Here is a 25,833-nt window from a genome sequence, read left to right on the forward strand (position 1 = left end):
CTACAAAAATTTATAAAACTCCCAAAAAGACCTTTTCTTTAAATAGTTAAGGTCTTTTTCGTTTGCATATGCTTCACGCTCAAAAGAAATATTTTTATACGCTAAATTCCAGTTTTTATATTGGAAATAACGCACTAAAAATTCCAATCCATACCACATATAAAAAGGAATTATTAACAATTCCAATTGTTGTCTTATGTGAATTTTTTCATGGTTCAATAAAACCAAATTATTTTTAGAATTAGTATCCGAAAAAATAATAAACGGAAATAAAGTAATACCTCTATACCCTTTTGGTAATAAATATTTAAAAACTAAGACAATCATATTTACAAAGTTGCTAAATTTCTTCTTTAATATATTATTTAGCCTAAGGAAAGAAGTAATCTTAGATAAAAATAATTATTTTTGAAAGAAATATAAAAATACTTATTTTTAAGTCGATTTGTAGCTATGAATGAACAATTAAATCCAAATAATTTAAAAGAAGGTGAAGATTTCTATTACACGCCCGAAGGATATAAGTGTTTTACTGAAAAATATCATTTAAAAAGAGGTTATTGTTGCAAAAGTGGATGCCGCCATTGCCCGTATGGATACGATAAAAGAACGGGAGCACTAAAAAAGTAAAATGGACATACAATCATTTCAATATAAAATCAAAATTTACAAATCCTACCATAGGTCAGATATTCGTTATCCCTAGTTTTCTCTTAATTCAAGAGAAAAAAAGAATACAAACGAATTTAAAAAACAACAAAAATGACTTTCAAAGAACAAATACAACAAGGTATTCCTTCTGTTTTACCACAAGTTAAAGCCTACGAATTAAATATAAATCACGCACCAAAGCGTAAAGAAATTCTTTCTGCTGAAGAAAAAATATTGGCTTTAAAAAATGCTTTACGCTATTTTGAAGCAAAACACCATGCTATTTTAATACCAGAATTTAAAGAAGAATTAGAAAAATACGGACGTATCTATATGTATCGTTTCCGTCCAGATTACGAAATGAAGGCACGTCCCATTTCAGAATATCCAGGAAAAAGTGAACAAGCAAAAGCAATCATGCTTATGATTCAAAACAATTTGGATTATGCGGTGGCACAACATCCGCATGAGCTAATCACTTATGGTGGAAATGGAGCCGTTTTTAGCAATTGGGCGCAATATTTATTGACAATGCAATACTTGTCTGAAATGACAGATGAGCAAACGTTAACGATGTACTCAGGACATCCTATGGGATTATTCCCATCACATAAAGAAGCACCAAGAGTTGTGGTCACAAACGGAATGGTTATTCCTAATTACTCTCAGCCAGATGATTGGGAAAAAATGAATGCTTTAGGCGTTTCACAATATGGACAAATGACTGCAGGAAGTTATATGTACATTGGACCACAAGGAATTGTTCACGGAACAACAATCACGGTTTTAAACGGATTTAGAAAAATTAAAAAATCCCCTTCTGGAGGTTTATTTGTAACTTCTGGATTAGGCGGAATGAGTGGAGCGCAACCAAAAGCAGGAAATATTGCAGGTTGTGTAACGGTTTGTGCAGAAGTGAACCCAAAAATTACAAAAATTCGTCACGAACAAGGCTGGATTAACGAAGTTGTAGAAGATATCAATTTACTAGTTGCTCGTGTTCGTAAAGCATTAGACAACAAAGAAATTATTTCAATTGCCTATTTAGGAAATGTAGTTGACGTTTGGGAACGTTTTGATGAAGAAAATTTACATATTGATTTAGGCTCAGATCAAACTTCACTTCATAATCCTTGGGCAGGTGGCTACTACCCTACTCAATTATCTTTTGAAGAAGCGAATGAAATGATGGCAGATAATCCTGAACGATTTAAAAAAGAAGTGCAAAGAACACTTTGTCAACATGCAGATGCAATAAATAGACACACGGCAAAAGGGACATATTTCTTCGATTACGGAAATGCTTTCTTACTTGAAGCTTCTCGTGCTGGAGCTGATGTTATGTCGAAAAATCCAACTTTAGGTAAAGAATTCAAATACCCAAGTTATGTACAAGATATCATGGGACCAATGTGTTTCGATTATGGGTTTGGACCCTTTAGATGGGTTTGTGCTTCTGGTAAACCTGAAGATTTAGCAAAGACAGATAAAATTGCTTGTGATGTTTTGGAAGAAATGAAAAAAAATTCTCCTGAAGAAATCCAACAACAAATGGCCGATAATATCCAATGGATTAAAGGCGCACAAGAAAATAAATTAGTCGTAGGCTCACAAGCACGAATTTTATACGCAGATGCTGAAGGAAGAGTTAAAATTGCAGAAGCATTCAACAAAGCAATTGCCAATGGAGAAATTGGAACCGTAGTTTTAGGAAGAGACCATCATGATGTTTCAGGAACAGATTCACCATATAGAGAAACGTCAAATATTTATGATGGTTCTCGTTTTACAGCTGATATGGCAATACAAAATGTGATTGGCGATAGCTTTAGAGGAGCCACTTGGGTTTCAATTCATAATGGCGGTGGCGTTGGTTGGGGCGAAGTAATTAATGGCGGTTTTGGTATGGTTCTTGATGGTAGTAAAGAGTCGTCAAGACGCTTAGCGTCAATGCTTTTTTGGGATGTAAACAACGGAATTTCAAGAAGAAGTTGGGCTAGAAATGAAGGAGCAGTTTTTGCTATAAAAAGAGCAATGGAAACGCAACCTTTATTAAAAGTAACCATCCCTAATATAGTAGACGAATCATTATTATAGTTTAATAGGTTGGTATTAGCTTATTAAACACTAACCTAAATAAATTAAATGCTATGAAAACAATCAAACTAATTCCAGTACTGGCTTTTTTTATTTTAGCTTCTTGCAGCTCAGTAAGAGTTAATTCAGATTATGATAAAAAAGTAAATTTCGAAAATTATAAAACCTATGCTTTCTTAAAAAGCGGTGTTGATAAAGTTGAAATATCTGATTTAGATAAAAAAAGAATTCTATACTCTATAGATGATGTTATGGCTACAAAAGGCTTTACAAAAAACAATAATCCAGATTTATTAATTAGCATCTTTACAAAAGAAAAACAACGTGTAGATGTATATAATTCATATGGTTTTGGATGGGGATGGAACCCATATTGGGGAATGAATTATACCAATATATCAACAACTCCTGAAGGTGTTTTGTTTATTGATTTAATTGATGCAAAAACTAAAGAATTAGTTTGGCAAGGCGAAGGAAGTGGTTATTTAACAAAAGATACTAATAAAAAAGATGAAAGGATTCAACTTTTTGTCAGCAAAATATTAGAACAATATCCTCCAACTAAAAAATAAAATCTAAATTTATAGCCGTAACATAACGTTACGGTTTTTTTTATTAAAACAAATCTTATGAAAAAAATATACTTTTTATTATCAATATTATTAGCTTCATGTAGCGCAACAAGTACGTTAACACTAAGTGTAAACCAGCCTTCTACTGTATATCTTTCGAAAGAAGTCAAAAAAATTGGTATTATTAATCGCAGTCAACCTTCAGTTAAATACAATAAATTTGATGTTCTAGATAAAATTCTCACAGCTGAAGAAAAGAATTTAGATAAAAATGGTGCAGAAGAATCTTTAAAAGGATTACAAGAATCTTTAAAAAAAAATGATCGATTTATAAATGTCGTTCAAATTGATAGTCTTATTTTTAAAGAATACGGAATTGACCGATTTTCACCTTTATTAAAAAGTGAAGATATTGCCAAAATATGTTCTAAATATAATATTGAAGCTCTTTATGAACTTTCATTTTATGATACAGATGCAACAATTAATTACAAAACAGCAACAAATCAAAAAGTAAATACTTTTGGAATTAAAATACCTATAATTGAACATCAAGTTATTATCAACACATTAATTAAAACTGGCTGGAGACTTTATGACAACATCAACAAACAAGTTTCAGATGAATACATAACTTCTAATAATTTTATAGTTTCTGGAAATGGGATAAATCCTGTAAAAGCTTATGAAACGATTGTAAATAGAAAAGATGAAGTAAACAGAATTAGTAAAAATAACGGATTACAATATGGTAATCAATTGCTACCTTACACTATAAGAGAAAGACGTTTATATTTTATAAAAGGAAATAACAACTTCAAAATTGCACAAAGAAAAGCTCAAACTGGAGATTGGGATGGAGCTGGCGAACTTTGGAAAAAAGAAACAATGAATAAAGATTCTAAAATTGCTGGAAGAGCCTACTATAATATGGCCATAATAAGTGAAATTAATAATGATTTAGACGCAGCGATAAATTGGGCTTCTAAATCATATTCAGAATTTAATATTAAAGAAGGATTGCAATATGCGAAAATCCTAAAAAACAGAGTCAATAAAAACAAAATACTAGAAGCTGAAAAAATATAAAAATACTGATTAGAATTACATTGTAATCTCTCTAAACATTTTGTATTTTTACAACATCAAGCAATACTTTATATTATGAATACGGCAATTGAAAGCAATCCATTAATAGACAGACTTCCAAGTCATCTTAAGCAATTTATCAAACCGCAAGATTATAGCGACTACACTCCTATTAATCAAGCAGTATGGAGATATGTAATGCGTAAAAATGTAGATTATCTTTCAAAAGTTGCACATAATTCTTACTTAGAAGGTTTGCAAAAAACCGGACTAGAAATTGATAATATTCCAAATATGTATGGAATGAATCGAATTCTAAAAGAAATAGGCTGGGCTGCAGTTGCAGTAGATGGATTTATTCCACCTAATGCATTTATGGAGTTTCAAGCATATAATGTTTTAGTAATTGCTTCAGACATTCGCCAATTAGAACACATAGAATACACCCCTGCACCAGACATTATTCACGAAGGTGCTGGCCACGCTCCTATTATAGCCAATCCAGAATATGCTGAATACTTACGTCGTTTTGGAGAAATTGGCTGTAAAGCTATCTCTTCATCACACGATTTTGAAATGTATGAAGCGATTCGATTGTTATCTATTTTAAAAGAAGCAGAAGGGACTCCGCAAGAAGAAATTGATAAAGCAGAAGCGCAAGTTGAATATCTTCAAAATAATATGGGAGAAATGTCAGAAATGGCACAAATAAGAAATTTACACTGGTGGACAGTAGAATACGGTTTAATTGGAACTGTTGAAAATCCTAAAATTTATGGAGCAGGATTACTTTCTTCAATTGGAGAAAGTGAAGGATGCATGACTGACAATGTAAAGAAAATACCTTACGATATTAGTGCTGCACAGCAAAGTTTCGACATTACAAAACCTCAACCTCAACTATATGTTACTCCCGATTTTGCACATTTAAGTTCAGTATTAGAAGAATTTGCTAATACAATGGCAATTCGCACAGGAGGCCCAAAAAGTGTCAAAAAATTAATTGACTCAAAAGCATTAGGTACAATTGAATTGAGCACAGGTTTACAAATTTCTGGAGTTTTTACAAATGTAATTGAGCATGAAGGAAAATCTGTTTATGTACAAACAACCGGAAAAACAGCTTTATCTTATAGAGAAAAAGAATTGGTTAGTCATGGTACAGAATATCATGCTGATGGATTTGGTTCTCCTATTGGAAAACTAAAAGGAATAAACATTGCTATTGAAGACATGGGGCCTAGAGATTTAAAGGCTTATGATATTTATGAAGAGAAAATAGTTACTTTAGAATTTGAAGGCAATATAAAAGTAAGTGGAGAAATTGTTACAGGAACTAGAAATTTACACGGTAAAATATTACTTATAAAATTCAAAAACTGTACTGTAACCCAAGGAGAAAACATATTATTTAGCCCTGAATGGGGGATTTACGATATGGCTGTAGGTAAAGATGTAATTTCTGCTTATTCAGGACCTGCAGACGTAAATAGTTTTGATTTAATTACACATGTATCTTCCTCTACAACTATTAAACCTAAATTTTCTGATGCTAGAATAGAATTGGAAGGCCTGTATAATAGTGTGCGAGAAATTAGAGGAAATCAAGTTTCTGGCTTAACACTAAATACAATTTTTGAAAAAGTAAAAACAAATCATCCAAACGATTGGTTATTATCTGTAGAAATTGCAGAACTCTGTAAAGAGTCAAATAACAACTCATTATTAGAAGACGTTATTGTTCATTTAAATGATTTAAAAACTAAGCGACCAGGAGTTTCAAAACTTATTACTAATGGCTTAGAGTTGATCTTGGAAACAGAGAAAATATAAACGTAACTTTTGTTACCAATTGAAATAAGTAATCACTTTATCTTTGTTAAAAATTAAGACAAATGGGAATTTTAGATTTATTAGGTTTTGGAAACAAAACAAATGATATTCAAGAATATGTTGAAAAGGGAGCGATCGTTTTAGACGTAAGAACTATCGAAGAATATAAAGAAGGACATATTAATGGTTCTAAAAACATAGCATTGCAAGTAATAAGCAATAAAATTGAAGAGATTAAAAAGTGGGATAAACCAATAATTGCATGTTGCCGTTCTGGAGCGAGAAGTGCACAAGCTACTTCTATATTAAAACAAAATGGCATTGATTGTATTAACGGTGGCGGTTGGACAAGCTTACAAAATAAATTATAAAAAAAGAGCTCTGCAATTGTAGAGCTCTTTTTTTATAATTTTAATTTGTTTTCCGTATTTATATTCTCCCCATTATATTTCAATGTCCATCCCAAAGAATTGGTTACAATTAGCATTTTTGATAATTCCGACATTAATCTGTTTTTAGCATTTGATTTTAACGAAGAACCTTCAAGTTTTTTTGCCAAATTTACTTTTGCTATTTTACTAATCTTATTATAATCAGAAGCTGAAAATTCATTAAACGAGCTCGATTCTATATCATAGTATTTAATATCTGGACTAATTTTAATTTCCTCTTTTGGAATGGTTAAAATTGTCAGCGTTTTATTTTCAGCATCTACATCATACTGTATTAAACTTAAATCAAAACTAACTGTTACATCTGCATTGATAACAACAATTGCCTTTTTATCGAAAGACAATCCAGGAATATAGGTTACTCTTTTATCTTTATAAGTCATTACCTCAGCAAAATGACCTTCGGTAACTACTAGTTTTCCAACATTTTTAATTTCCTGCTGAATTAGAAGCGTATCATACTCTATAGAAGATGACTCATTAGTTGAGAAAAAATATTTATAGCCAAAAAACAACACTAAACTAATTAGCGCTATGACTATCCATTTTCTTATTTCAGAAACATTATTAAAAAAACTCATGCGCCTACTTATTAAATTTAATTTGAGGAAATTGTTGCGCTAAATTAGTTTTTTTAATTTCTAAATTATGTAAAAACTTTTGATGATTTTCCGAATCAGGATTAAAAGACCTGTGCGCTAATCCTTTTTGAATTTCAGCTACTTCATTCATAATAGAATGAGATTCTTCAGCAATACAACTTTCTGAAAAACGTTCCCAAATATAATCTACAGCAACCTGATTAGGATGTAACATGTCTTCCGCATAAAAACGATAATCGCGCAATTCATCCATCATGATTTCATAAGAAGGGAAATAGTTGAAAGTCGAAAGTTGAAAGTCGAAAGCACAGTATAATGCTGAAATTAAATGCGCTTTACTAACGTTATTTTCTACAAAACCATCTTTTATATGACGCACAGGCGAAACCGTAAAAATGAAACTACAATTAGGATTTACTGCATGAACTAAAGAAATTATATTTTGCAAGCTTTGTTCTATCGCCTCAACAGATAGTAATTCTTTATTAAAGTCCTTTTGAGGCACTTTATGACAATTGGCAACAACATTGTTCGTTCTTATGTTTCGATAGATCCAAGAAGTCCCTAGTGTAATTATAAGATGTGTTGATTCTGTCACTTGTTTGTTTGTTGAGTCAATCAAAAGGTTTAACTCATTTAAAAACGCTTCTTTATTTGGGTTTGATAATTCAGAATGCACTTCATAACAATGCCATAAATCATTATGATAAAAAATATCTTTTTCTGTATAATATTCTTTATGAATAGATCTTTTAATAAGTCTTTCTAAAGAAACTACATTGAAAATGATACCAAATGGATTTACATTATTTTGAAATTTATAATATTCAAATTTTTCACTTATGTTTTCCGCAAAACAAGAACCTAATGAAACAATTTTAGAATTGTAATTTATTAAGCTGTTCCTTTTAGAAATGGGGATTTTTGTGGTGAATTGCATTTTGAATATTTTTATCAAAAATAGTAATTTAAAAAGAAACCCAAAACAATACGTTTTGGGTTTTAAGCTAATTATAAAAATTAATTTTTTATAATTTTTATAGTTTTAAATTCTGAATCTTTTTGAATTTTCACAAAATAAATTCCGTTTGCTAAGGCATCAATACTCACTGTTTGTTCATTTCTAAAGTCCTGAATTTCTTTTACAACTTGCCCTTGAATGGAAACAATTTGCACTTTATAATTAGACGAATTTAAACCATTAATTGTAAAGTTGTTTTTAACTGGGTTTGGGTACAATATAACATTACTTAAGTCGTAAGAATCTACATTTAAAGGTTGAGTATAGTTAATATCTATAAATGGTTTTGCGCTATTCATATATTCTGCTAAACCTACTGTGGCTAAGTTTGTATCTACAGTTGCATTTCCAGTATTAAAATCTACATAATCAGCATTTATATTTGTATTAGGAAAAGAAAGTCTAAATTGTGTGTTTCCAGTTTTATTTATAGCAGCAATTCCTGCTGCATTTAAGTCTATGCGTAAAGCGTAACCATTTAAAGTTACAGTTCCATGAAAACAACCTGTATTTGTAGCGTCAGCAACAGCAGCAAAGTCGCTCGCTTCAACATTTACAGTTCCAAAAGTTCCGCTTTTAACATCTAAATTAGCAGCACCTAATGCTCCTGAAGTAAAAGGATTTGTAGAACTTAATCCTTTTCTTATCATATAAAGACTTAACGAGTTTATCGTTGCGTCATCTGGTATTGAACTTGTGTCAAAATTTAAAATTCCTTTATAGGATTGTCCTACACCACCATCGCCAACACGCACTTCTGTTGTACCAATAGTTGTATTATTGGTCCAACCATCCTGAGCACCACCTGAAGAATAAATAGTTGAAGTAACATCTCCTCTAAATTTTGGCATAAAATTATTCATGGTTTGATGAATAATTTTATATTCATAAGCTGCTGCACTTAAATGAATAGGATCTGCAGTGTTTCTAAAATTAGAACGAATAGCAGGTCTTAATTTATTTCCACCGTAAAAATTAACACTATACGGAGCCATTTGTTCTGGCAAGGCGTAAACTCCTGCTGCACTTACTCCATCTCCATAATAATAATGTGAAAGACCAATTGCATTTGCGAATTTTAATCTTGGCTCTAAACTTAACCAACTTATTCTTTCTGTTTCTACTGTAATCATCATTTGATTTAACTCAGCATCTGTAATTAAAGAAGTAGTTGCATTTCTACTTAAATCATTTCGCTTAGGACATGCATAAGCAAAACATAAAAATCCTGTGTTAAAATTTGGATAATCATAACTAGATAATACTATTTCAACGTTTGGGTGTACAGCAAGAATATCGTTAATTATGACAAATGTATTCGCTCTTATAGTTGCAAATAAAGCTGCTTCAGACCCTGCAACATCTAAATCCATATCTTTATACCAACCACCCCCAGATTTTGCAGCTAAAATATCATTACCACCAATACTTAAAATAACCGTTTCAATTGATGGATTGGCATTTATTGCATTTATAACATTTGTAATCCAAGGATAATTTACTCGGTCTGCCCATTCTCGTGCTTCAGAACCACTTATTGCATATTCTGTTCCAGTATAACCTGGTCCTGGATTAGCGCCTAATGAAGGACCTATTAAATCTTTGTCGGCATGACCAAATTTATCAAACATTTTATTGTGCGTGCCATCATCTGACATATATTGTGCCCATGAATCTCCAGCTATTAACACCTTATTTGTAGATGAATTTGACGGACAAACTTGTGCAATTATAGCTGCATAACTAAAAATAAAAAATAAAATGTAGAGTTTTTTCAATGTAGTAGTATTTTAAAATTTAGATAAAAATAAGTATTTTTACTTAAATAATTAATAAACAAAAAAACTAATTAAATAAGAAACCCAAAACAATACGTTTTGGGTTTCTTATTTAATTATAAAACTGCAATAAAATTATTTCACAAACTCAACAGCTTTTTCCAAAGCTTCCTTGATACCAGCTGCATTTTTTCCACCTGCTGTTGCGAAAAACGGTTGTCCTCCTCCTCCACCTTGAATATATTTTCCTAATTCACGAACTACTTGTCCTGCGTTTAATCCTTTTGCTTCTACTAATTCTTTTGAAATATAGCACGTTAACATTGGTTTGTCATCAGTAACAGTTGCTAAAACTAAGAATAAATTGGTTTCATTATTTCCTAATTCATAAGCCAAATCTTTAGCACCATTTGCATCTAAATCTACTTGCGTTGCTAAGAATTTAATTCCGTTTACTTCTTGAATTTGAGTTTCTAAATCACTAACTAATCCTTTTGCTTTTTCTTTTAGTAATTGTTCTACTTGTTTCTTCAGTTTCACATTTTCATCTTGCAATGAAACTACTGCTTTGATTGTATCTTGAGGATTTTTCAGCGTTTCTTTGATTTCAGCTAACGTGTTTTCTTGATTTGCAAAGAAGTCTTTTACAGCATCGCCAGTAATTGCTTCTATACGACGAATTCCTGCTGCAACTGCACCTTCTGAAATAATTTTAAAATACCATATATCTGCAGTATTCGCAACATGGATTCCACCACAAAGCTCCATAGAGTCGCCAAACTTAATCGCACGAACATTATCTCCATACTTTTCTCCAAATAAAGCCATTGCCCCTTCATCTAATGCTTGTTGGATTGGAATACTTCTTCTTTCAATTAAAGGAATTTGCGCTTGAATATTTTGGTTCACAAAATCTTCTACTTGCTTGATTTCTTCGTCCGTAACTTTAGAAAAATGAGAAAAGTCAAAACGTAAATTATTTGGGTTAACTAATGAACCTTTTTGTTCTACGTGAGTTCCTAAAATCGTTCTCAAAGCAAAGTGCATTAAATGCGTAGCCGAATGATTTTTAGATGAAGCTGTTCTTAAATCTGTATTTACTTTAACTACAAAACTAGCCGAAACATTTTCAGGTAATTTTTTTGCGATATGTAATATTAAATTATTTTCTTTTTTAGTGTCTAAAATCTCGATTGACTCATTTGCAGAAACCAACATCCCTTTATCTCCAACTTGTCCTCCACCTTCAGGATAAAAAGGTGTGTTATCTAAAACAATTTGGTATAAAATACCGTCTTTTTTAGAATCAATTTTACGAATTCTTGTGATTTTTACTTCATTTTCCGTTTGGTCATAACCTACAAAAGTTTCTGTATTTCCATCCACTAAAATTTTCCAGTCATCTGTTGAAACTTCAGAAGCTGCACGTGAACGATTTTTTTGCTCTTGCATTGCTTTTTCAAAACCAACTTCGTCTAAATCAAAACCTCTTTCTCTTAATATTAAAGCAGTTAAGTCAATTGGAAATCCGAAAGTATCATATAATTCAAATGCCTTTGCTCCATCAACTTGTTTTCCGTTTGTGTTAACAATGACATTATCTAATAATTGTAACCCTTGGTCTAAAGTTCTTAAAAAAGAAGCTTCTTCTTCGCGAATTACGTTTGTTACTAAACTTTGTTGCTTTTTAATTTCTGGGAAAAATTCTCCCATTTGATTTGCTAATACAGCAACCAATTCGAAAATAAAAGGTTCTTTAGTTCCTAAAAATGTAAAGCCATAACGAATAGCACGACGTAAAATTCTACGAATTACATAACCTGCTCCTGTATTTGAAGGCAATTGTCCGTCTGCAATAGCAAAAGCAACTGCACGAACGTGATCTACAATTACACGAATAGCAATATTGGTTTTGTTTTGTTCCTCTGATATGTTTTTAACTTCGTTTGAAGTGTATTTTAATCCTGTAATTTGTTCTACTTTTTCAATAAGCGGCGTAAAAACATCTGTATCGTAATTTGAAGTTACGTTTTGCATTGCCATACACAAACGCTCAAATCCCATTCCTGTATCTACGTGTTGCGCTGGTAATTTTTCCAATGAACCATCTGCTTTACGGTTAAATTCCATAAATACATTGTTCCAAATTTCCACTACTTGTGGGTGATCTGCATTTACTAAATCACGACCTGAAACTGCTTTTCTTTCTTCATCTGTACGTAAATCAACATGGATTTCAGAACATGGACCACACGGCCCTTGATCGCCCATTTCCCAAAAATTGTCTTTTTTATTTCCTAAGATAATTCTATCTTCTGGTACAAATTGCTTCCAAATATCAAATGCTTCTTGGTCAAACGGAACATTTTCCTCTTCGTTTCCTTCAAAAACAGAAACGTATAAACGGTTTTTATCTAACTTTAATACTTCCGTTAAAAATTCCCAAGCCCATGGCAATGCTTCTTTTTTGAAATAATCTCCAAAAGACCAATTCCCAAGCATTTCAAACATGGTGTGATGATAAGTATCAAAACCTACATCTTCTAAATCGTTATGTTTTCCTGAAACACGTAAACATTTTTGCGTATCGGTAATTCTATTACTTTTTGGCGTAGCATTTCCTAAAAAATATTCTTTAAACTGGGCCATTCCCGAGTTATTGAACATAAGTGTTGGATCGTCTTTTAAAACGATTGGCGCCGAAGGAACAATTAAATGTCCTTTGCTTTCAAAGAATTGTAAATACTGCTTACGAATGTCTTGTGATTTCATCTTTATTTTTTGAATTTCATTTTGATAACACTTCATTGTCATCAAATTTTATTTTAAATTTTACAAGGTTCCTTTACAAACAAAAAGTTTCACATTAAATAATAGTATAAAACGTAACATTTATTAAATTTGTTCGTATAACCATTGTAAACCAAATTAAACTGGTGCAAAAATAGTAATTTTAGAACATGTCTAAGGTAAAATATTATTACGATTCCGAAAATTTAGCATATAAACGTATAAAACCTCAAAAACGTAAAAAATTCGCTTACATTTTCTTGTTTTTATTATCATCGTTACTGTTTGGTTTTTTATGTATAGTCTTATTGATAAACACTCCTTATTTTGAAACTCCAAAGGACAAATTACTTACAGGAGAATTAGAATCTATGAAGTTGAATTACAAATTGTTAAATCGTAAAATGGATTTAATGACTGATGTTTTAAGTGCAATTGAACAAAGAGACAATAACATATATAGAATTTATTTTAACACTTCTCCCATTCCAAATGAGCAAAGAAAAGAAGGTTTTGGAGGGACTAATCGATATAAAGATTTAGAAGGGTTTAATAATTCGGAATTGGTAATTAATTCCAATAAAAAAATAGACATGCTTACAAAAGAGCTTGTCATACAATCTAAATCGTTAGACGAAATTGTTGTTTTAGCGAAACAAAAAGAAAAGCTATTGGCTGCAATTCCTGCAATTCAACCTGTAAAAAATGAAGATTTAAAAAGAATGGCTTCTGGTTTTGGTTACCGAAGCGACCCTTTTACAAAAATTAGAAAGTTTCATTACGGAATGGATTTTACAGCAAAATCAGGAACTCCAGTTTATGCGACAGGAGATGGAGTTGTTTTAAAAGCTGATAATTCACTTTCAGGTTATGGAAACCACATTGAAATAAATCATGGTTATGGATACGTAACTTTATATGCCCATTTAAGTAAATACAATTGCAAACGTGGTCAAAAAGTAAAAAGAGGTGATATTATAGGATATGTAGGAAGTACTGGACGAAGTGAAGCACCACATTTGCATTATGAAGTTATTAAAGGAAAAGAAAAGATAAATCCGTTAAATTTTTATTACGGAAGTATTTCTGCTCAAGAATATGTTGAAATTACGAAACTAGCCAATCAAGAAAATCAATCTTTAGACTAATGCATTTAGAATTACCAGAGAAAAGATACTATGGAATTGGCGAAGTTGCCAAAGCATTTGACGTTAATACTTCACTAATTCGTTTTTGGGAGAAAGAATTTGACATCATAAAGCCAAAGAAAAACGCAAAAGGAGATCGAAAATTTACTCCAGAAGACATTAAAAACCTTCAACTTATTTTTCATCTAGTCAAAGAAAGAGGTTTTACACTTGAAGGTGCGAAAATTCATTTGAAAGAAAATCAAAAGAAAACACTTGACAAGTTTGAAATCATTAGAAAATTAGAAACCATAAAATCACAATTAACAAATCTTAAAAATCAACTTTAAAAAAATTAAACTTATGAAAAAATTCTTACCGTGGATAATCGCTGTTGTTGTTATATTTGGAATGTACAGCTATGTAAAAGGGATTAATAATAATGCAATTACTTTAGACCAAGAAGTTCAAGAAGCTTGGGGGAATGTAAATACTTCTTACCAAAGAAGAAATGATTTAATTGGAAACTTAGTTAAAACCGTTAAAGGTGCTGCAGATTTTGAAAAATCAACTTTAGAAGCAGTAATAAACGCACGTTCAAAAGCTACCGCTGTAACTATAGATCCTACAAACATTACACCTGAACAATTGGCAAAATTCAATCAAGCTCAAAGTGGTGTTTCATCAGCATTATCTAGATTATTGGTAACCGTTGAGAGATATCCTGACTTGAAAGCAAATCAAAATTTCTTGAAATTACAAGACGAATTAGCAAGTACTGAAAATCAAATTTTAACTGCAAGAACGCGTTTTAACGAAGCAGTAAAACCGTATAACAGTCACATTAAAATTTTCCCAAACAATTTGTTTGCAAACATGTTTGGCTTTAAAGAAAAAGCATATTTCGAAGCAGTTGCCGGTGCTGAAAAGCCTGTCGACGTTGAATTTGATTTTGGAAACGACAAAGAAGAAACAAAATAATGTCTAAAACCGAAGATTTTTTAACTCCAGAGGAAGAACAAGAGATTGTTCAAGCAATTGTTGTTGCTGAAAAAAACACCTCGGGGGAAATTAGAGTGCATATAGAAGAAACATCAAATAAACCTCCTATCGAAAGAGCTAAGGAGGTTTTTTCTTCTCTTGAAATGCACAAGACGGAAGCAAAAAATGGCGTTTTATTCTATGTTGGCGTAGCTAACAAAGGCTTTGCTATTTTAGGAGACGAAGGAATTAATAATGTTGTGGAAAGTGATTTTTGGGACTGTACAAAAGATGTCGTTTTGGAAAATTTTAAAAACAAAGAATTTAAGAAAGGATTAGTAGAAGGAATTTTAAGAGCTGGAGAAAAATTGAAACATTATTTTCCGTATCAGTCTGATGACACTAATGAACTTTCTAATGAAATATCAAAAGGATAATGACAAACTTAGTATTTAAATTAATTCGTTTTTTTGTAATTCTAACCACGTTGCTGTTTCATTATATTGGTTTTTCGCAATACAACATTCCAGAAGTTCCAAAATTTCAGACAAGTGTTTATGATTATGCAAATATTTTATCTGCATCAGAAAAACAACACTTAGAACAAAAACTCATTCATTTTTCCGATTCTACTTCTACTCAAATTGTAATTATTACAATTGAAAGTTTAAAAGGTGAAGACATTGGAATTCTTACACCAAAATGGGGACAAGAATGGGGAATTGGAGGAACAGAAAAAAATGACAATGGAGTAATCATCTTATTAGCTAAAGAAGAACGGAAAATTTGGATTTCACCAGGATATGGTTTAGAACAATATTTATCTGCAGGAATAACAGGAGAAATTGTTAGAGATGTTATAATTCCAGAATTTAAATCTGGGAGTTATTACAACGGACTAAATGCTGGTACTGACGCCATTTTTGAAGTTATAAAAGGAACTTACAAAGGAAGTAGAAAACAAAACAATAAAGGAAGTAGAATTCCTGTTTTCATTTTCATTTTCTTTATAATTGTACTTATCATTTTAATTTCAAAAAATAAAGGAAACGGTAACAACAACGGAACTGGTGGCTTTCGTGGCCCAAACCTAATGGATGTAATTATATTAAGCAGTCTAGGTCGCGGAAGTGGCGGCGGAGGCTTTGGTGGCTCATCTGGCGGTGGTTTCGGTGGTGGTGGCTTTGGTGGAGGTTTCGGCGGTGGAGGTTTTTCTGGTGGTGGAGCTGGCGGAAGTTGGTAAATATAAGGTTATGAAAAAAATATTATTCAGTTTAATCTTAACTTGTATACATTTAGTTTGTTTTAGTCAAATTGAAGATACCTTATTTCCAAATCCAATTGGCTACACAAGTGATTTTGAAAAAATATTCGCAGCAAAACAAATCAACGAACTTGATAGTTTAATTATTGATTTTGAGAAAAATACTTCAAACGAAATAGCAATAATTACTGTTGATAATATTGGTAATTACACTGACTTCAATAAATATGCTCTAGACCTCTCTAATAAATGGGGAGTTGGAAAAGCGGGAAAAGACAATGGATTAACAATTGTTTTTTTGCAATAAAATGAGGCAAATAAGAATTAACACGGGAACCCAAACTGGGCACATCTTAACAGATGAAATTTGCAATCGTATTCTCCAAGAAATAATTCTACCTTCTTTTAGAAAAGGTGATTATTTCGAAGGTATTAAAAATGGATTAAAAGAATTAATAGTAAATTGGAAATAAAAAAAGCCCTGTAATACAGGGCTTTTTTTATTTATTTTAATCTAAAGTAAATGTCAATTGGAACACCACTAAAGTCATATTGTTCACGTAATTGATTTTCAAGAAAACGCTTATATGGTTCTTTTACATATTGTGGTAAATTACAAAAGAATACAAATTGTGGAGTAGCTGTTGGCAACTGCATACAGTATTTAATCTTCACAAATTTACCTTTTAATGCTGGTGGAGGCATACGCTCTATAATAGGTAGCATTACGTCGTTAAATTTTGAAGTAGGAATACGTTGTTTTCTATTTTCGAAAACTTCTACCGCTGTTTCTAATCCTTTTAATAAACGTTGTTTTGTTAAAGCTGATACAAATAAAATAGGCACATCTGTAAAAGGTCTTAATTGTTCACGAATCTTAACTTCATATTCTTTAGTAGACATGGTATCTTTTTCAATTAAATCCCACTTGTTTACTAAAATAACAACTCCTTTTCTGTTTTTTTCTGCTAACCAAAAAATACTTTGATCTTGTCCTTCAAATCCTCTAGTTGCATCAATCATTATAATACAAACATCTGCATGCTCAATAGCTCTTACAGAACGCATTACAGAGTAAAATTCTAAATCTTCTTTTACTTTTGCTTTTCTACGTATTCCCGCAGTATCTACTAATTTAAATTCAAATCCAAAACGATTATAAGTAGTATCAATTGCATCACGAGTTGTTCCTGCTATATCAGTAACCACAAAACGATCTTCTCCAATTAATGCGTTAATAAGTGAAGATTTTCCTGCATTAGGTCGACCAACAACTGTAAAACGAGGTAACGGATTTTCTTCTTCTACTGCTTCTGGCATTTCTGGTAAAGCTTCAACAAGAGCATCTAATAAATCTCCTGTTCCACTTCCGCTCATTCCAGCAATTGTAAAATAATCACCTAAACCTAAGTTGTAAAATTCAACAGCGTCTTTTTCGCGCATTGCATTGTCTACTTTATTTACAGCAATTAAAATAGGCTTTGTAACTTTACGAAGTAATTTAGCAACTTCAGCATCCATAGGAGTAATTCCTTCTTCAACATCAACCATAAATATAATTGCATCTGCCTCATCAATAGCTAACTCAACCTGACGGCGAATTTCAGCCTCAAACACATCATCAGAACCTTTAATATAACCTCCAGTATCAATTACAGAAAACTCTTTTCCATTCCATTCACTTTTTCCGTAATTTCTATCACGTGTTACTCCACTAACCGAATCAACAATCGCATCTCTACGTTGAATTAATCGATTAAACAAAGTTGATTTCCCAACATTTGGCCTTCCTACTATGGCAACAATATTATTCATAATCCTATTTTTGAATTTGCAAAGGTAGTTTTTTTTCGTTGATTTCTTTCTTTGCATTTCATTCTTATTATTAATAATAAAAATCAGCTTATAAATCTTACACTAAAATCAATATAATTTGTATATTGTTATCCTATTTAGTTTAACATATGAGCTTAGACAAAGAAATTAAATTAAGATATCGATTTTATAAGGTTTCTGAAAAATCGATTCCTTTATTATTGGAAAATTTTGCTGAATTAAAAGAGAAATTAGATTCCGATTATAAGGTAAAAATATTAGACAATCATGTTTGGCTAAGTATAGGAATGTTGAAACGAGAAAAACATTCTCCTCAACTGCACATTGAATTTGAAGAAATGGAAGATGGAAAAACGGCTGTAAACGGACTTTTTGGGCCCGACCCCGTTTTATGGACTATGTTTATGTTTTTACATTTTATTGTAGGAGGAACATTTATTATTTTCAGCCTAATTTGCTATTCTAAATGGAGGTTAAACCAAAATTTTAATTTTGATTTAACCATTATGCTTTCTATGATTGTGTGCTGGGTTGCACTATACTTATTTGCTAGATTAAATAGAAAAAAAGGGATTCATCAAATGCACGAACTGGAAGAAATAATTAATAAAATAATTTAAGTTACTTATTATTATATCCAAAACGTTTTAACTGATAGGCATTACCTCTCCAGTCCTTATTTACTTTAACATAAGTTTCTAAATGAATTTGTTTTCCAAAGAATTTTTCTAAATCGGCTCTTGATTGAATACCAACTCTTTTCAATGCAGCGCCTTTATGACCAATGATAATTCCTTTTTGAGAATCACGTTCAACCATAATTACAGCTCTAATTCGAATTATATTTTCATCTTCAATAAATTCTTCTGTTTCAATTTCAACTGCGTACGGAATTTCTTTATCGTAATTTATAAGTATTTTTTCTCTAATTATTTCATTAACAAAGAAACGCTCAGGTTTATCTGTTAAAGTATCTTTTGGATAAAATGCTGGAGAAACTGGCATCAAATCAACAATTCTATCAAAAACCATTTGAACATTAAAATTTTCTAATGCTGAGATAGCAAAAATTTCAGCATTTGGCACTTTCTCAGACCACAATTCAACTTGCTCGTCTAATTCTTCTTGGTTTGATTTGTCAATTTTATTTAAAACTAATAAAACTGGAATTTTAGAATGTATAATTTTATTAAAAAAAGCTTCATCTTTTAGTTCCTTCTCACCTATTTCTACCATGTAAATAAGCACATCTGCATCTTCAAAAGCACTTTTCACAAAATCCATCATCGATTTTTGCATTTCGTATGCAGGTTTAATAATACCTGGAGTATCTGATAAAATCATTTGAAAATCGTCACCATTTACAATACCAAGTATTCTATGACGCGTTGTTTGAGCTTTACTTGTAATGATAGATAAACGTTCGCCTACAAAAGCGTTCATTAATGTAGATTTACCCACATTTGGGTTTCCAATAATATTTACAAAGCCTGCTTTATGATCCATTTCAACTGTTTTTATTTTTACAACATACAATAAGACCCAAAAGTCTTGGGTGCAAAGGTAGTCATATCAGTCGAATAGAAGAAATAAAAGAATATTTATTAAAATCCTTGTATATTCAAATAATCATTGTACTTTTGCACTCACAAATCGCGGGATAGAGCAGTAGGCAGCTCGTCGGGCTCATAACCCGAAGGTCACAGGTTCGAGTCCTGTTCCCGCTACTAAGTAACTTTATTGAGATTACAAAAACGCACATCGCGGGATAGAGCAGTAGGCAGCTCGTCGGGCTCATAACCCGAAGGTCACAGGTTCGAGTCCTGTTCCCGCTACTAAGAAGCTTTCTAGAAATAGAGAGCTTTTTTTATGCAATTAAAAAAATAATTAGGCTAACTAGTTAATTTATAGTACTTTTGCGCAAAATTTAAAAATAGTAAAAACTGCTTTAAAAAAAGCACTTTATTTCCTTGATTATGAATATGAAAAAAATTGTTGAGTACAGAAAACTACTTAACGTTACTAAAGACGCTACTTTAAAAGAATTAAAATCTATTTACAGAAACAGTATGAAAGAGAATCATCCTGATAAATTTACGGATGAAGCTGATAAATTAGCAGTAGAAGAATTAAGCACTTCAACTATTGAAGCATACCACTTTTTAGTTAGTATTGCTCCTGAAACTTTAGAAAAAGACAAAGCTGAGTATACTAAAACTACTACTTCGGTTAACATTATGGACTTTTATATGGAAAAAACGGTTTTATATGTTCATTTCCTTGACGGAAACAAATATGAATACTTTGGAGTTCCAAAAAACACATATGTAAAAATGGTTAACGCAGAATCTCCAAGTAGATTTGCTAGACGTCATGTTTACAACAACTTCCTTTACAGAAGTGCTTCTAAACTTGTAGCTGAAGTTTAAAAAAACAAACAGTTTATATCTCAAAAACCACCTAGTAATTAGGTGGTTTTTTTTTGTATATTTGATTAAACCAATTTAAAACCAACAATATGGAAATTAACTTTTACGCTATTTTAGTAGCTGCTTTATCAAGTTTTGTAGTCGGATTTGTTTGGTATAACCCAAAAGTTTTTGGAACTATTTGGATGAACGAAATAGGAATGACCGACGAAAAAGCCAAACAAGGCAATATGTTGAAAATCTTCGGACTTACTTTCGTTTTCGCGTTTATGCTGTCTTTTTTCATGCAAACCTTAACAATACATCAATTTTCTGCACTTGGAATGGTAGGAGGCGATGCCGTAAGTGCAAAACCTTCATTTGCTGCATTTATGACTGATTATGGTGATGCTTTTAGAACTTTCAAACATGGAGCATTTCATGGATTATTAGCAGGGCTATTTATTTCTTTACCGGTTGTAGCAACAAACTGTTTGTTTGAACAAAAATCATTTAAATATGCCGCAATAACCTCTGGCTATTGGATTGTAGTAATGACAATCATGGGAGGGATAATTTGTGCTTGGAAATAAATATCAATAAATGTTAGCCTTTTAACATTTTATTTAACACTAATCGTCCTATTTTTGTAAGACGATTTTTTTTTATATTGGAAAACATAAACTTTAAAGTATATACATCTATTTCTAACCTTCCAGAAAACTGGAATGCGATAGCTGCATCAAATCATTTTTTACAAACACCCTATTTAGAAGTGTTAGAGAATTCTGCACCCACAAATATGGAATGTTTTTATATAGGAATATTTGAAAACAACATCTTAGTCGGAACGCTACTTTCGCAATATTTAGATTTAAACAAACTAGAATCTTTTGGAGAAAGAGATAGTTTTTTTAAAAAACATGTACGAAATTTTATTTTTAAAAACTTTGCTTCTCATGTTCTTTTCCTTGGAAACAACATGATTACAGGACAAAACGCTTATGCGCTTTCTAAGGAAATTGAACATAAACACCTAAGTCAATTATTAATTGATTGTAGTGATGCACTTATCCTTTATTTTAAAAACAAAGGCATTAAAATTCACATTGTTTCTTTTAAAGATTTTTATGAAAATAATGCTACTTTATTTAAAAAGCATCATTTTAAAAATCTATACGAATTCAACGCACAGCCTAATATGATTTTCAATTTGAATGAAAATTGGACATCTAAAGAAGATTATGTTGCTGCTTTTACCAAAAAATACAGAGACCAGTACAAAAGAGCTCATAAAAAATACAATGGAATAATTGAAAAAGAACTTAGTCTAGAAGATGTTGTGTCATTAGAAAATAGAATAAACGAACTCTATCATTATGTCGCTAAAAACGCACCTTTCAATACTTTTTTCTTAGCTGACAATCACTTTTCAACTTTTAAAAAACAATGCGGAAATAGATTTAAAATTTTTGGTTACTTTTTAGACAATAAACTTGTTGGGTTTCATACACTTTTGCTTAACGGAGAAGTTTTAGAAACTTATTTTCTTGGCTATGATGACGAAATTCAAAAAAACAATATGTTATATTTAAACATGTTATACAACATGACTGAATTTGGAATTGAACATAATTTCAAAAAAATCATATTTGGAAGAACGGCTATTGAAATCAAAAGTTCTATTGGCGCAGAACCTGTTTATATGTCGGGCTTTATTTTACACACAAATTCTTTCTTAAATAAATACATTGGTAAAATATTTCAAAATCTAGAACCTAACTTAGAATGGAATCAACGCCACCCTTTTAAATAAAAAAACCAATTAAATTAATAATTGGCTTTTAAAATTTTATAAAGAATCAATTTCTTCTTGAACGATTTCCCAATCCGTAAGTAGTTTATCTAATTCTTTCTTTTTCTTTTCGTAAGCTGTGAAAAAAGCAGCATTTTCAATTAGTTTATTATAATTTGAAGCCAACTCTTTATCGTCTTTCTGAATATCTTTTTCTAATTGCTGAACTTGACTTTCAATTTTACTTAATCTGTTTTGTAATGATTTGTTTTTCTTTTGGTCACCATAAGACAAACTCTTCGCTTCATTTTTTTCTTTAGGTTTAACCACATCATCAACCTTTTCAAAAGCACGCATGTCGTTTGCATTACGCTGCTCTAAAAAGAAATTAATATCGCCTAAATATTCTTTTATTTTTTGATCTTTAAATTCATAAGTCACATTAGCTAAACCTTGTAAAAAATCTCTATCGTGAGAAACTAATAACAATGTTCCTTCATACTTATGTAATGCAGCCTTTAAAACGTTCTTAGATTTAATATCTAAGTGATTGGTTGGCTCATCCATTAAAAGTACATTTATAGGCTGTAAAAGCAGTTTACAAAGCGCTAAACGGTTTCTTTCACCACCTGATAATACTTTTACCTTCTTTTCTACATCGTCTCCTCTAAAAAGAAAAGAACCTAACATATCTCTTACTTTAGAACGATTAGAATCGGTAGCAGCTTCAAGCATCGTTTCCAATAACGTTATTTCACCGTTTAAATACTCAGCTTGGTTTTGCGCAAAGTAACCTAATTGAACATTATGTCCCAATTTTATACTTCCTTCATATTCAAACTCATTTACAATAGCTTTAATAAAAGTAGATTTACCTTGACCATTTTGGCCCACAAAAGCAATTTTACTTCCACGTTCTACTAGTAAAGAAATATCTTTTAAAATAGTTTTCTCGCCGTATGATTTTGTAACATGCTCAGCCTCTACCACTACTCTGCCAGGAACTTGTGAAATTGGAAACGAAATACTCATTACTGAATTATCATCTTCATCAACTTCTATACGTTCTACTTTGTCTAATTTTTTAATTAAAGATTGTGCCATCGACGCCTTAGATGCTTTTGCTCTAAATTTTTCAATTAGCTTTTCAGTTTCTTCAATTTTCTTAGATTGATTTTTTTGAGTTGCCAATTGTTTTTCACGAATTTCATGACGTAACTCTAAATACTGCGAATATGGTTTATTGAAATCGTAAGCCTTACCTAATGAAATTTCGATGGTTCTATTGGTCACATTATCTAAAAACATTTTATCATGTGAAACGATAACCACTACTCCAGAGAAATTTCGTAAAAAACCTTCTAACCAAATGATACTTTCAATATCCAAGTGATTTGTTGGCTCATCTAAAAGCAAAATATCATTTGACTGTAAAAGCAATTTCGCTAACTCAATACGCATACGCCATCCACCAGAAAAAGTGTCAGTTTGATTTTCAAAATCTTCACGTTTAAAACCAAGACCTAATAATATTTTCTCAGTATCACCCATGTAATTATAACCACCTAAAACATCGTAAAGATGTGTTACATCACTTAATTCTTCAATGATTTTTAAATATTCATCTGATTCATAATCGGTACGGGTAACCAATTGATGGTTCAGTTCATCTAATTTAAGTTCAGCTCTTTTAATCTCTTCAAATGCTTGATACGCTTCTTCAAGAACAGTTCGTCCTTGTTCAAAATCAATATCTTGGCGAAGAAATCCCATTTTAACTTCTTTTTCAGTTGCAATAACACCTGAATCAGGCTTAAAATCACCTGCAAGAATTTTCAACATGGTTGATTTTCCAGCACCGTTTTTTCCTACTAATCCAACTCTATCTCCAGAACCTAATCTAAAAGTAACTTCTTCAAACAAAAATGTTCCGCCAAACGAAACCGACAAATTGTGAATATTTAACATCTTCTATTGTAATAATCATTACACAAATAAATACCTTAAGTAGTATCTTTGTATAAATTTTATGCAAATGTTAAAAAAAGGATCCAAACTATATAGTATTTTAACAGGAAGTTGTCCAAAATGCCATGAAGAAAGCATGTATTTGAATAAAAACCCATATAATTTAATGGAAATTTATAAAATGCATGAAAAATGTAGTAATTGCAATACAAGATATAAAATTGAACCATCCTTTTTTTATGGAGCGATGTATGTGAGTTATGCAGTAGGAATTGCTTTTGCAGTTGCAGCATTTATTATTTCATACTTAATTTTTAATAGTAGTTTAAAAACTGCATTTATTGCAATAGTATTAGTTCAAATAGCTCTTATGCCCTTTACAATGAGAGTATCAAGAAATATATGGGCCAATATGTTTATTCATTTTGATAAAATTAGAAAGAAAAAAAAGAACTAATGACTAGTTCCTTTTTTTATAAACTCTATTGATGTTAATTTCATCATCTAAAGGAATTTTATTTTCAATAAAATTAAATAATTGTTGCGCTAAAAAAGGCCCTAGCATAACACCTCTTGTACCTAGCCCATTTAATAAATGTACATTAGAATACTCCGGATGAGACCCTACTAATGGTCTTCTATCTTTTACTGTTGGACGAACCCCTGCATTGTGCTCAAGGACTTCATATTCGCAATTAATCAACTCATTTAATTTACTTAGCAATTCGAACTTTGCTTCATCAGTTACTGAATTTGTTTTATCAGTCCAATCATAAGTCGCACCAACCTTATAACAGTCATTACCAATAGGAATAATAAAAATACTTGCATTAATAATTGCTTCAAGCTTTAAATTTGGGGATTTAATCAACAATAATTCCCCTTTTGTTCCATCTAGTGGCAAATCTTTAAAAAACGGATTAGAATGCATTCCAAACCCTTCAGCGAAGATTACATTTTTTGCTTTTATATCCTTATAAGCAATATAATCATCCTTGAACTCAAAAAGAGAATAATCAATTCTATCAGAAAATAAAAGATTATTGTCAACAAGATAACTTGAATAAGCGTCTACCAAACATTTAACATCCAAATAACCCGTTTGCATAACTTGGCCAAAACCGAAATTAGCATTTATAGCTTCATTAAAATTTTGCAATAAAGTTGTAGAAAGATAGGGAGACAAATTGAGCTTATCAGAAGCTTGAAACCAATTATTTTGCTCTTCAACTGAATTAAAAACTCTATGAACAGGTAATTGATAATCAAATTTACATGAAAGCTTAGTTTCCAAATTTTTATAAAAAACAACTGATAAAGCAAGTTGCTCTTTTGCTTTCCAAACTTCACTAAAACGTTTTAATATAACAGGATTATACATTCCACCTGCAACTCTAGAAGACGGTTGTGAATTATCATCAAAAACAAGAATTGACTTATTGTTTTTGAGTGCAAATTCAGAAAAGGAAATTCCAGCAATACCAGAACCAACAATTAAATAATCTATCATGGTACAAAAATAAAAAAAACTCTTACCAAATGGTAAGAGTTTTTTATGAATTGGAGAAA

27 protein-coding genes and 2 tRNA genes are annotated in these 25,833 nt (G+C 31.2%); 20 read left to right on the forward strand and 9 right to left on the reverse strand.

The genetic code is table 11. The annotated features are described in order from the left end of the window. Positions 1 to 327: a hypothetical protein gene (locus UXY25_RS06835; protein ID WP_320815260.1), complete on the reverse strand. Its 327-nt coding sequence runs from the start codon at positions 325 to 327 to the stop codon at positions 1 to 3. Positions 328 to 453: 126 nt separating this feature from the next. Here UXY25_RS06835 and UXY25_RS06840 point away from each other — a divergent pair, with 126 nt between their 5' ends. The 6 genes from UXY25_RS06840 (at position 454) to UXY25_RS06865 (ending at position 6,613) form a co-directional block, all read left to right on the forward strand. Beyond that, positions 454 to 630: a DUF5522 domain-containing protein gene (locus UXY25_RS06840; protein ID WP_320815261.1), complete on the forward strand. Its 177-nt coding sequence runs from the start codon at positions 454 to 456 to the stop codon at positions 628 to 630. A 132-nt stretch (positions 631 to 762) separates the two neighbouring features. Next, the gene (locus tag UXY25_RS06845) at positions 763 to 2,748 is read left to right on the forward strand and encodes a urocanate hydratase (RefSeq protein WP_320815262.1); all 1,986 of its coding nucleotides are present in this window, start codon (positions 763 to 765) and stop codon (positions 2,746 to 2,748) included. Between the two features lie 53 nt (positions 2,749 to 2,801). Continuing rightward, the gene (locus UXY25_RS06850; RefSeq protein ID WP_320815263.1) at positions 2,802 to 3,320 is read left to right on the forward strand and encodes a DUF4136 domain-containing protein; all 519 of its coding nucleotides are present in this window, start codon (positions 2,802 to 2,804) and stop codon (positions 3,318 to 3,320) included. A gap of 57 nt (positions 3,321 to 3,377) precedes the next feature. Beyond that, positions 3,378 to 4,409, forward strand: coding sequence for a DUF6340 family protein (locus tag UXY25_RS06855; RefSeq protein ID WP_320815264.1), 1,032 nt, complete (start codon positions 3,378 to 3,380; stop codon positions 4,407 to 4,409). A 75-nt stretch (positions 4,410 to 4,484) separates the two neighbouring features. Next, a complete protein-coding gene (locus UXY25_RS06860) occupies positions 4,485 to 6,242 on the forward strand; it encodes an aromatic amino acid hydroxylase (RefSeq protein ID WP_320815265.1) in 1,758 nt (585 codons plus the stop codon). A 62-nt stretch (positions 6,243 to 6,304) separates the two neighbouring features. Next, entirely contained in the window at positions 6,305 to 6,613 is a 309-nt protein-coding gene (locus UXY25_RS06865; RefSeq protein WP_320815266.1) for a rhodanese-like domain-containing protein, read from the forward strand. Positions 6,614 to 6,645: 32 nt separating this feature from the next. Here the strand turns inward: UXY25_RS06865 and UXY25_RS06870 are convergent, their stop codons facing one another. The 4 genes from UXY25_RS06870 to alaS all read right to left on the reverse strand — a co-directional run bounded on the left by UXY25_RS06870 (position 6,646) and on the right by alaS (position 12,867). Next, on the reverse strand, positions 6,646 to 7,275 hold the full coding sequence (locus UXY25_RS06870) for a DUF4230 domain-containing protein (RefSeq protein ID WP_320815267.1): 630 nt from the start codon (positions 7,273 to 7,275) through the stop codon (positions 6,646 to 6,648). A 4-nt stretch (positions 7,276 to 7,279) separates the two neighbouring features. Further along, positions 7,280 to 8,236 (reverse strand): GSCFA domain-containing protein, encoded by a 957-nt coding sequence (locus tag UXY25_RS06875; protein ID WP_320815268.1) that lies wholly within the window; start codon positions 8,234 to 8,236, stop codon positions 7,280 to 7,282. Positions 8,237 to 8,316: 80 nt separating this feature from the next. Continuing rightward, positions 8,317 to 10,095: a T9SS type A sorting domain-containing protein gene (locus UXY25_RS06880; RefSeq protein WP_320815269.1), complete on the reverse strand. Its 1,779-nt coding sequence runs from the start codon at positions 10,093 to 10,095 to the stop codon at positions 8,317 to 8,319. Positions 10,096 to 10,230: 135 nt separating this feature from the next. Continuing rightward, complete coding sequence (gene alaS / locus UXY25_RS06885; protein ID WP_320815270.1) at positions 10,231 to 12,867, reverse strand: alanine--tRNA ligase; 2,637 nt, start codon at positions 12,865 to 12,867, stop codon at positions 10,231 to 10,233. Positions 12,868 to 13,055: 188 nt separating this feature from the next. Between alaS and UXY25_RS06890 the strand changes: the two genes are divergently transcribed. The 7 genes from UXY25_RS06890 to UXY25_RS06920 are packed head-to-tail and all read left to right on the forward strand — an operon-like array spanning position 13,056 to position 16,730. Then, on the forward strand, positions 13,056 to 14,033 hold the full coding sequence (locus tag UXY25_RS06890; RefSeq protein ID WP_320815271.1) for a M23 family metallopeptidase: 978 nt from the start codon (positions 13,056 to 13,058) through the stop codon (positions 14,031 to 14,033). After that, complete coding sequence (locus UXY25_RS06895; RefSeq protein ID WP_320815272.1) at positions 14,033 to 14,362, forward strand: MerR family transcriptional regulator; 330 nt, start codon at positions 14,033 to 14,035, stop codon at positions 14,360 to 14,362. The genes UXY25_RS06890 and UXY25_RS06895 overlap by 1 nt, the downstream gene beginning before the upstream one ends. A gap of 13 nt (positions 14,363 to 14,375) precedes the next feature. Then, positions 14,376 to 14,993, forward strand: a complete 618-nt coding sequence (locus UXY25_RS06900) for a LemA family protein (RefSeq protein WP_320815273.1) — start codon at positions 14,376 to 14,378, stop codon at positions 14,991 to 14,993. Further along, a complete protein-coding gene (locus tag UXY25_RS06905; RefSeq protein ID WP_320815274.1) occupies positions 14,993 to 15,430 on the forward strand; it encodes a TPM domain-containing protein in 438 nt (145 codons plus the stop codon). Before UXY25_RS06900 ends, UXY25_RS06905 begins: the two co-directional genes overlap by 1 nt. Next, positions 15,430 to 16,236 (forward strand): TPM domain-containing protein, encoded by an 807-nt coding sequence (locus UXY25_RS06910; RefSeq protein ID WP_320815275.1) that lies wholly within the window; start codon positions 15,430 to 15,432, stop codon positions 16,234 to 16,236. Before UXY25_RS06905 ends, UXY25_RS06910 begins: the two co-directional genes overlap by 1 nt. A gap of 10 nt (positions 16,237 to 16,246) precedes the next feature. Next, complete coding sequence (locus tag UXY25_RS06915; protein ID WP_320815276.1) at positions 16,247 to 16,564, forward strand: TPM domain-containing protein; 318 nt, start codon at positions 16,247 to 16,249, stop codon at positions 16,562 to 16,564. Position 16,565: 1 nt separating this feature from the next. Then, complete coding sequence (locus UXY25_RS06920; RefSeq protein ID WP_320815277.1) at positions 16,566 to 16,730, forward strand: TPM domain-containing protein; 165 nt, start codon at positions 16,566 to 16,568, stop codon at positions 16,728 to 16,730. Positions 16,731 to 16,761: 31 nt separating this feature from the next. Here UXY25_RS06920 and der read toward each other — a convergent pair whose 3' ends face one another. Continuing rightward, positions 16,762 to 18,072 (reverse strand): ribosome biogenesis GTPase Der, encoded by a 1,311-nt coding sequence (der, locus tag UXY25_RS06925; RefSeq protein ID WP_320815278.1) that lies wholly within the window; start codon positions 18,070 to 18,072, stop codon positions 16,762 to 16,764. Between the two features lie 149 nt (positions 18,073 to 18,221). Between der and UXY25_RS06930 the strand changes: the two genes are divergently transcribed. After that, the gene (locus UXY25_RS06930; protein WP_320815279.1) at positions 18,222 to 18,713 is read left to right on the forward strand and encodes a hypothetical protein; all 492 of its coding nucleotides are present in this window, start codon (positions 18,222 to 18,224) and stop codon (positions 18,711 to 18,713) included. Position 18,714: 1 nt separating this feature from the next. Here UXY25_RS06930 and era read toward each other — a convergent pair whose 3' ends face one another. Continuing rightward, positions 18,715 to 19,599: a GTPase Era gene (gene era, locus UXY25_RS06935; RefSeq protein WP_320815280.1), complete on the reverse strand. Its 885-nt coding sequence runs from the start codon at positions 19,597 to 19,599 to the stop codon at positions 18,715 to 18,717. Between the two features lie 148 nt (positions 19,600 to 19,747). Between era and UXY25_RS06940 the strand changes: the two genes are divergently transcribed. From UXY25_RS06940 to UXY25_RS06960, 5 genes are all read left to right on the forward strand, one after another. After that, positions 19,748 to 19,820: transfer RNA gene (locus UXY25_RS06940), tRNA-Met, on the forward strand. 35 nt (positions 19,821 to 19,855) lie between these two features. Further along, positions 19,856 to 19,928 (forward strand) — tRNA-Met (locus UXY25_RS06945). A gap of 147 nt (positions 19,929 to 20,075) precedes the next feature. Next, entirely contained in the window at positions 20,076 to 20,522 is a 447-nt protein-coding gene (locus tag UXY25_RS06950) for a KTSC domain-containing protein (protein ID WP_320815281.1), read from the forward strand. 89 nt (positions 20,523 to 20,611) lie between these two features. After that, positions 20,612 to 21,094, forward strand: a complete 483-nt coding sequence (locus tag UXY25_RS06955; RefSeq protein ID WP_320815282.1) for a DUF1761 domain-containing protein — start codon at positions 20,612 to 20,614, stop codon at positions 21,092 to 21,094. Between the two features lie 77 nt (positions 21,095 to 21,171). Beyond that, positions 21,172 to 22,317 (forward strand): 8-amino-7-oxononanoate synthase, encoded by a 1,146-nt coding sequence (locus tag UXY25_RS06960; protein ID WP_320815283.1) that lies wholly within the window; start codon positions 21,172 to 21,174, stop codon positions 22,315 to 22,317. Positions 22,318 to 22,353: 36 nt separating this feature from the next. Here the strand turns inward: UXY25_RS06960 and UXY25_RS06965 are convergent, their stop codons facing one another. Continuing rightward, positions 22,354 to 24,264: an ABC-F family ATP-binding cassette domain-containing protein gene (locus tag UXY25_RS06965; protein WP_320815284.1), complete on the reverse strand. Its 1,911-nt coding sequence runs from the start codon at positions 24,262 to 24,264 to the stop codon at positions 22,354 to 22,356. 67 nt (positions 24,265 to 24,331) lie between these two features. On the opposite strand from UXY25_RS06965, the gene UXY25_RS06970 reads away from it, so the two are divergent. After that, positions 24,332 to 24,721, forward strand: a complete 390-nt coding sequence (locus tag UXY25_RS06970) for a DUF983 domain-containing protein (protein WP_320815285.1) — start codon at positions 24,332 to 24,334, stop codon at positions 24,719 to 24,721. 3 nt (positions 24,722 to 24,724) lie between these two features. Here UXY25_RS06970 and UXY25_RS06975 read toward each other — a convergent pair whose 3' ends face one another. Continuing rightward, positions 24,725 to 25,774 carry an NAD(P)/FAD-dependent oxidoreductase gene (locus tag UXY25_RS06975; protein ID WP_320815286.1) on the reverse strand — a complete coding sequence of 350 codons (1,050 nt, stop codon included), beginning with the start codon at positions 25,772 to 25,774 and terminating at the stop codon, positions 24,725 to 24,727. Positions 25,775 to 25,833: the final 59 nt, after the last annotated feature.

Source organism: Flavobacterium sp. (genome assembly GCF_034111225.1).
Taxonomy (GTDB): Bacteria; Bacteroidota; Bacteroidia; order Flavobacteriales; family Flavobacteriaceae; genus Flavobacterium.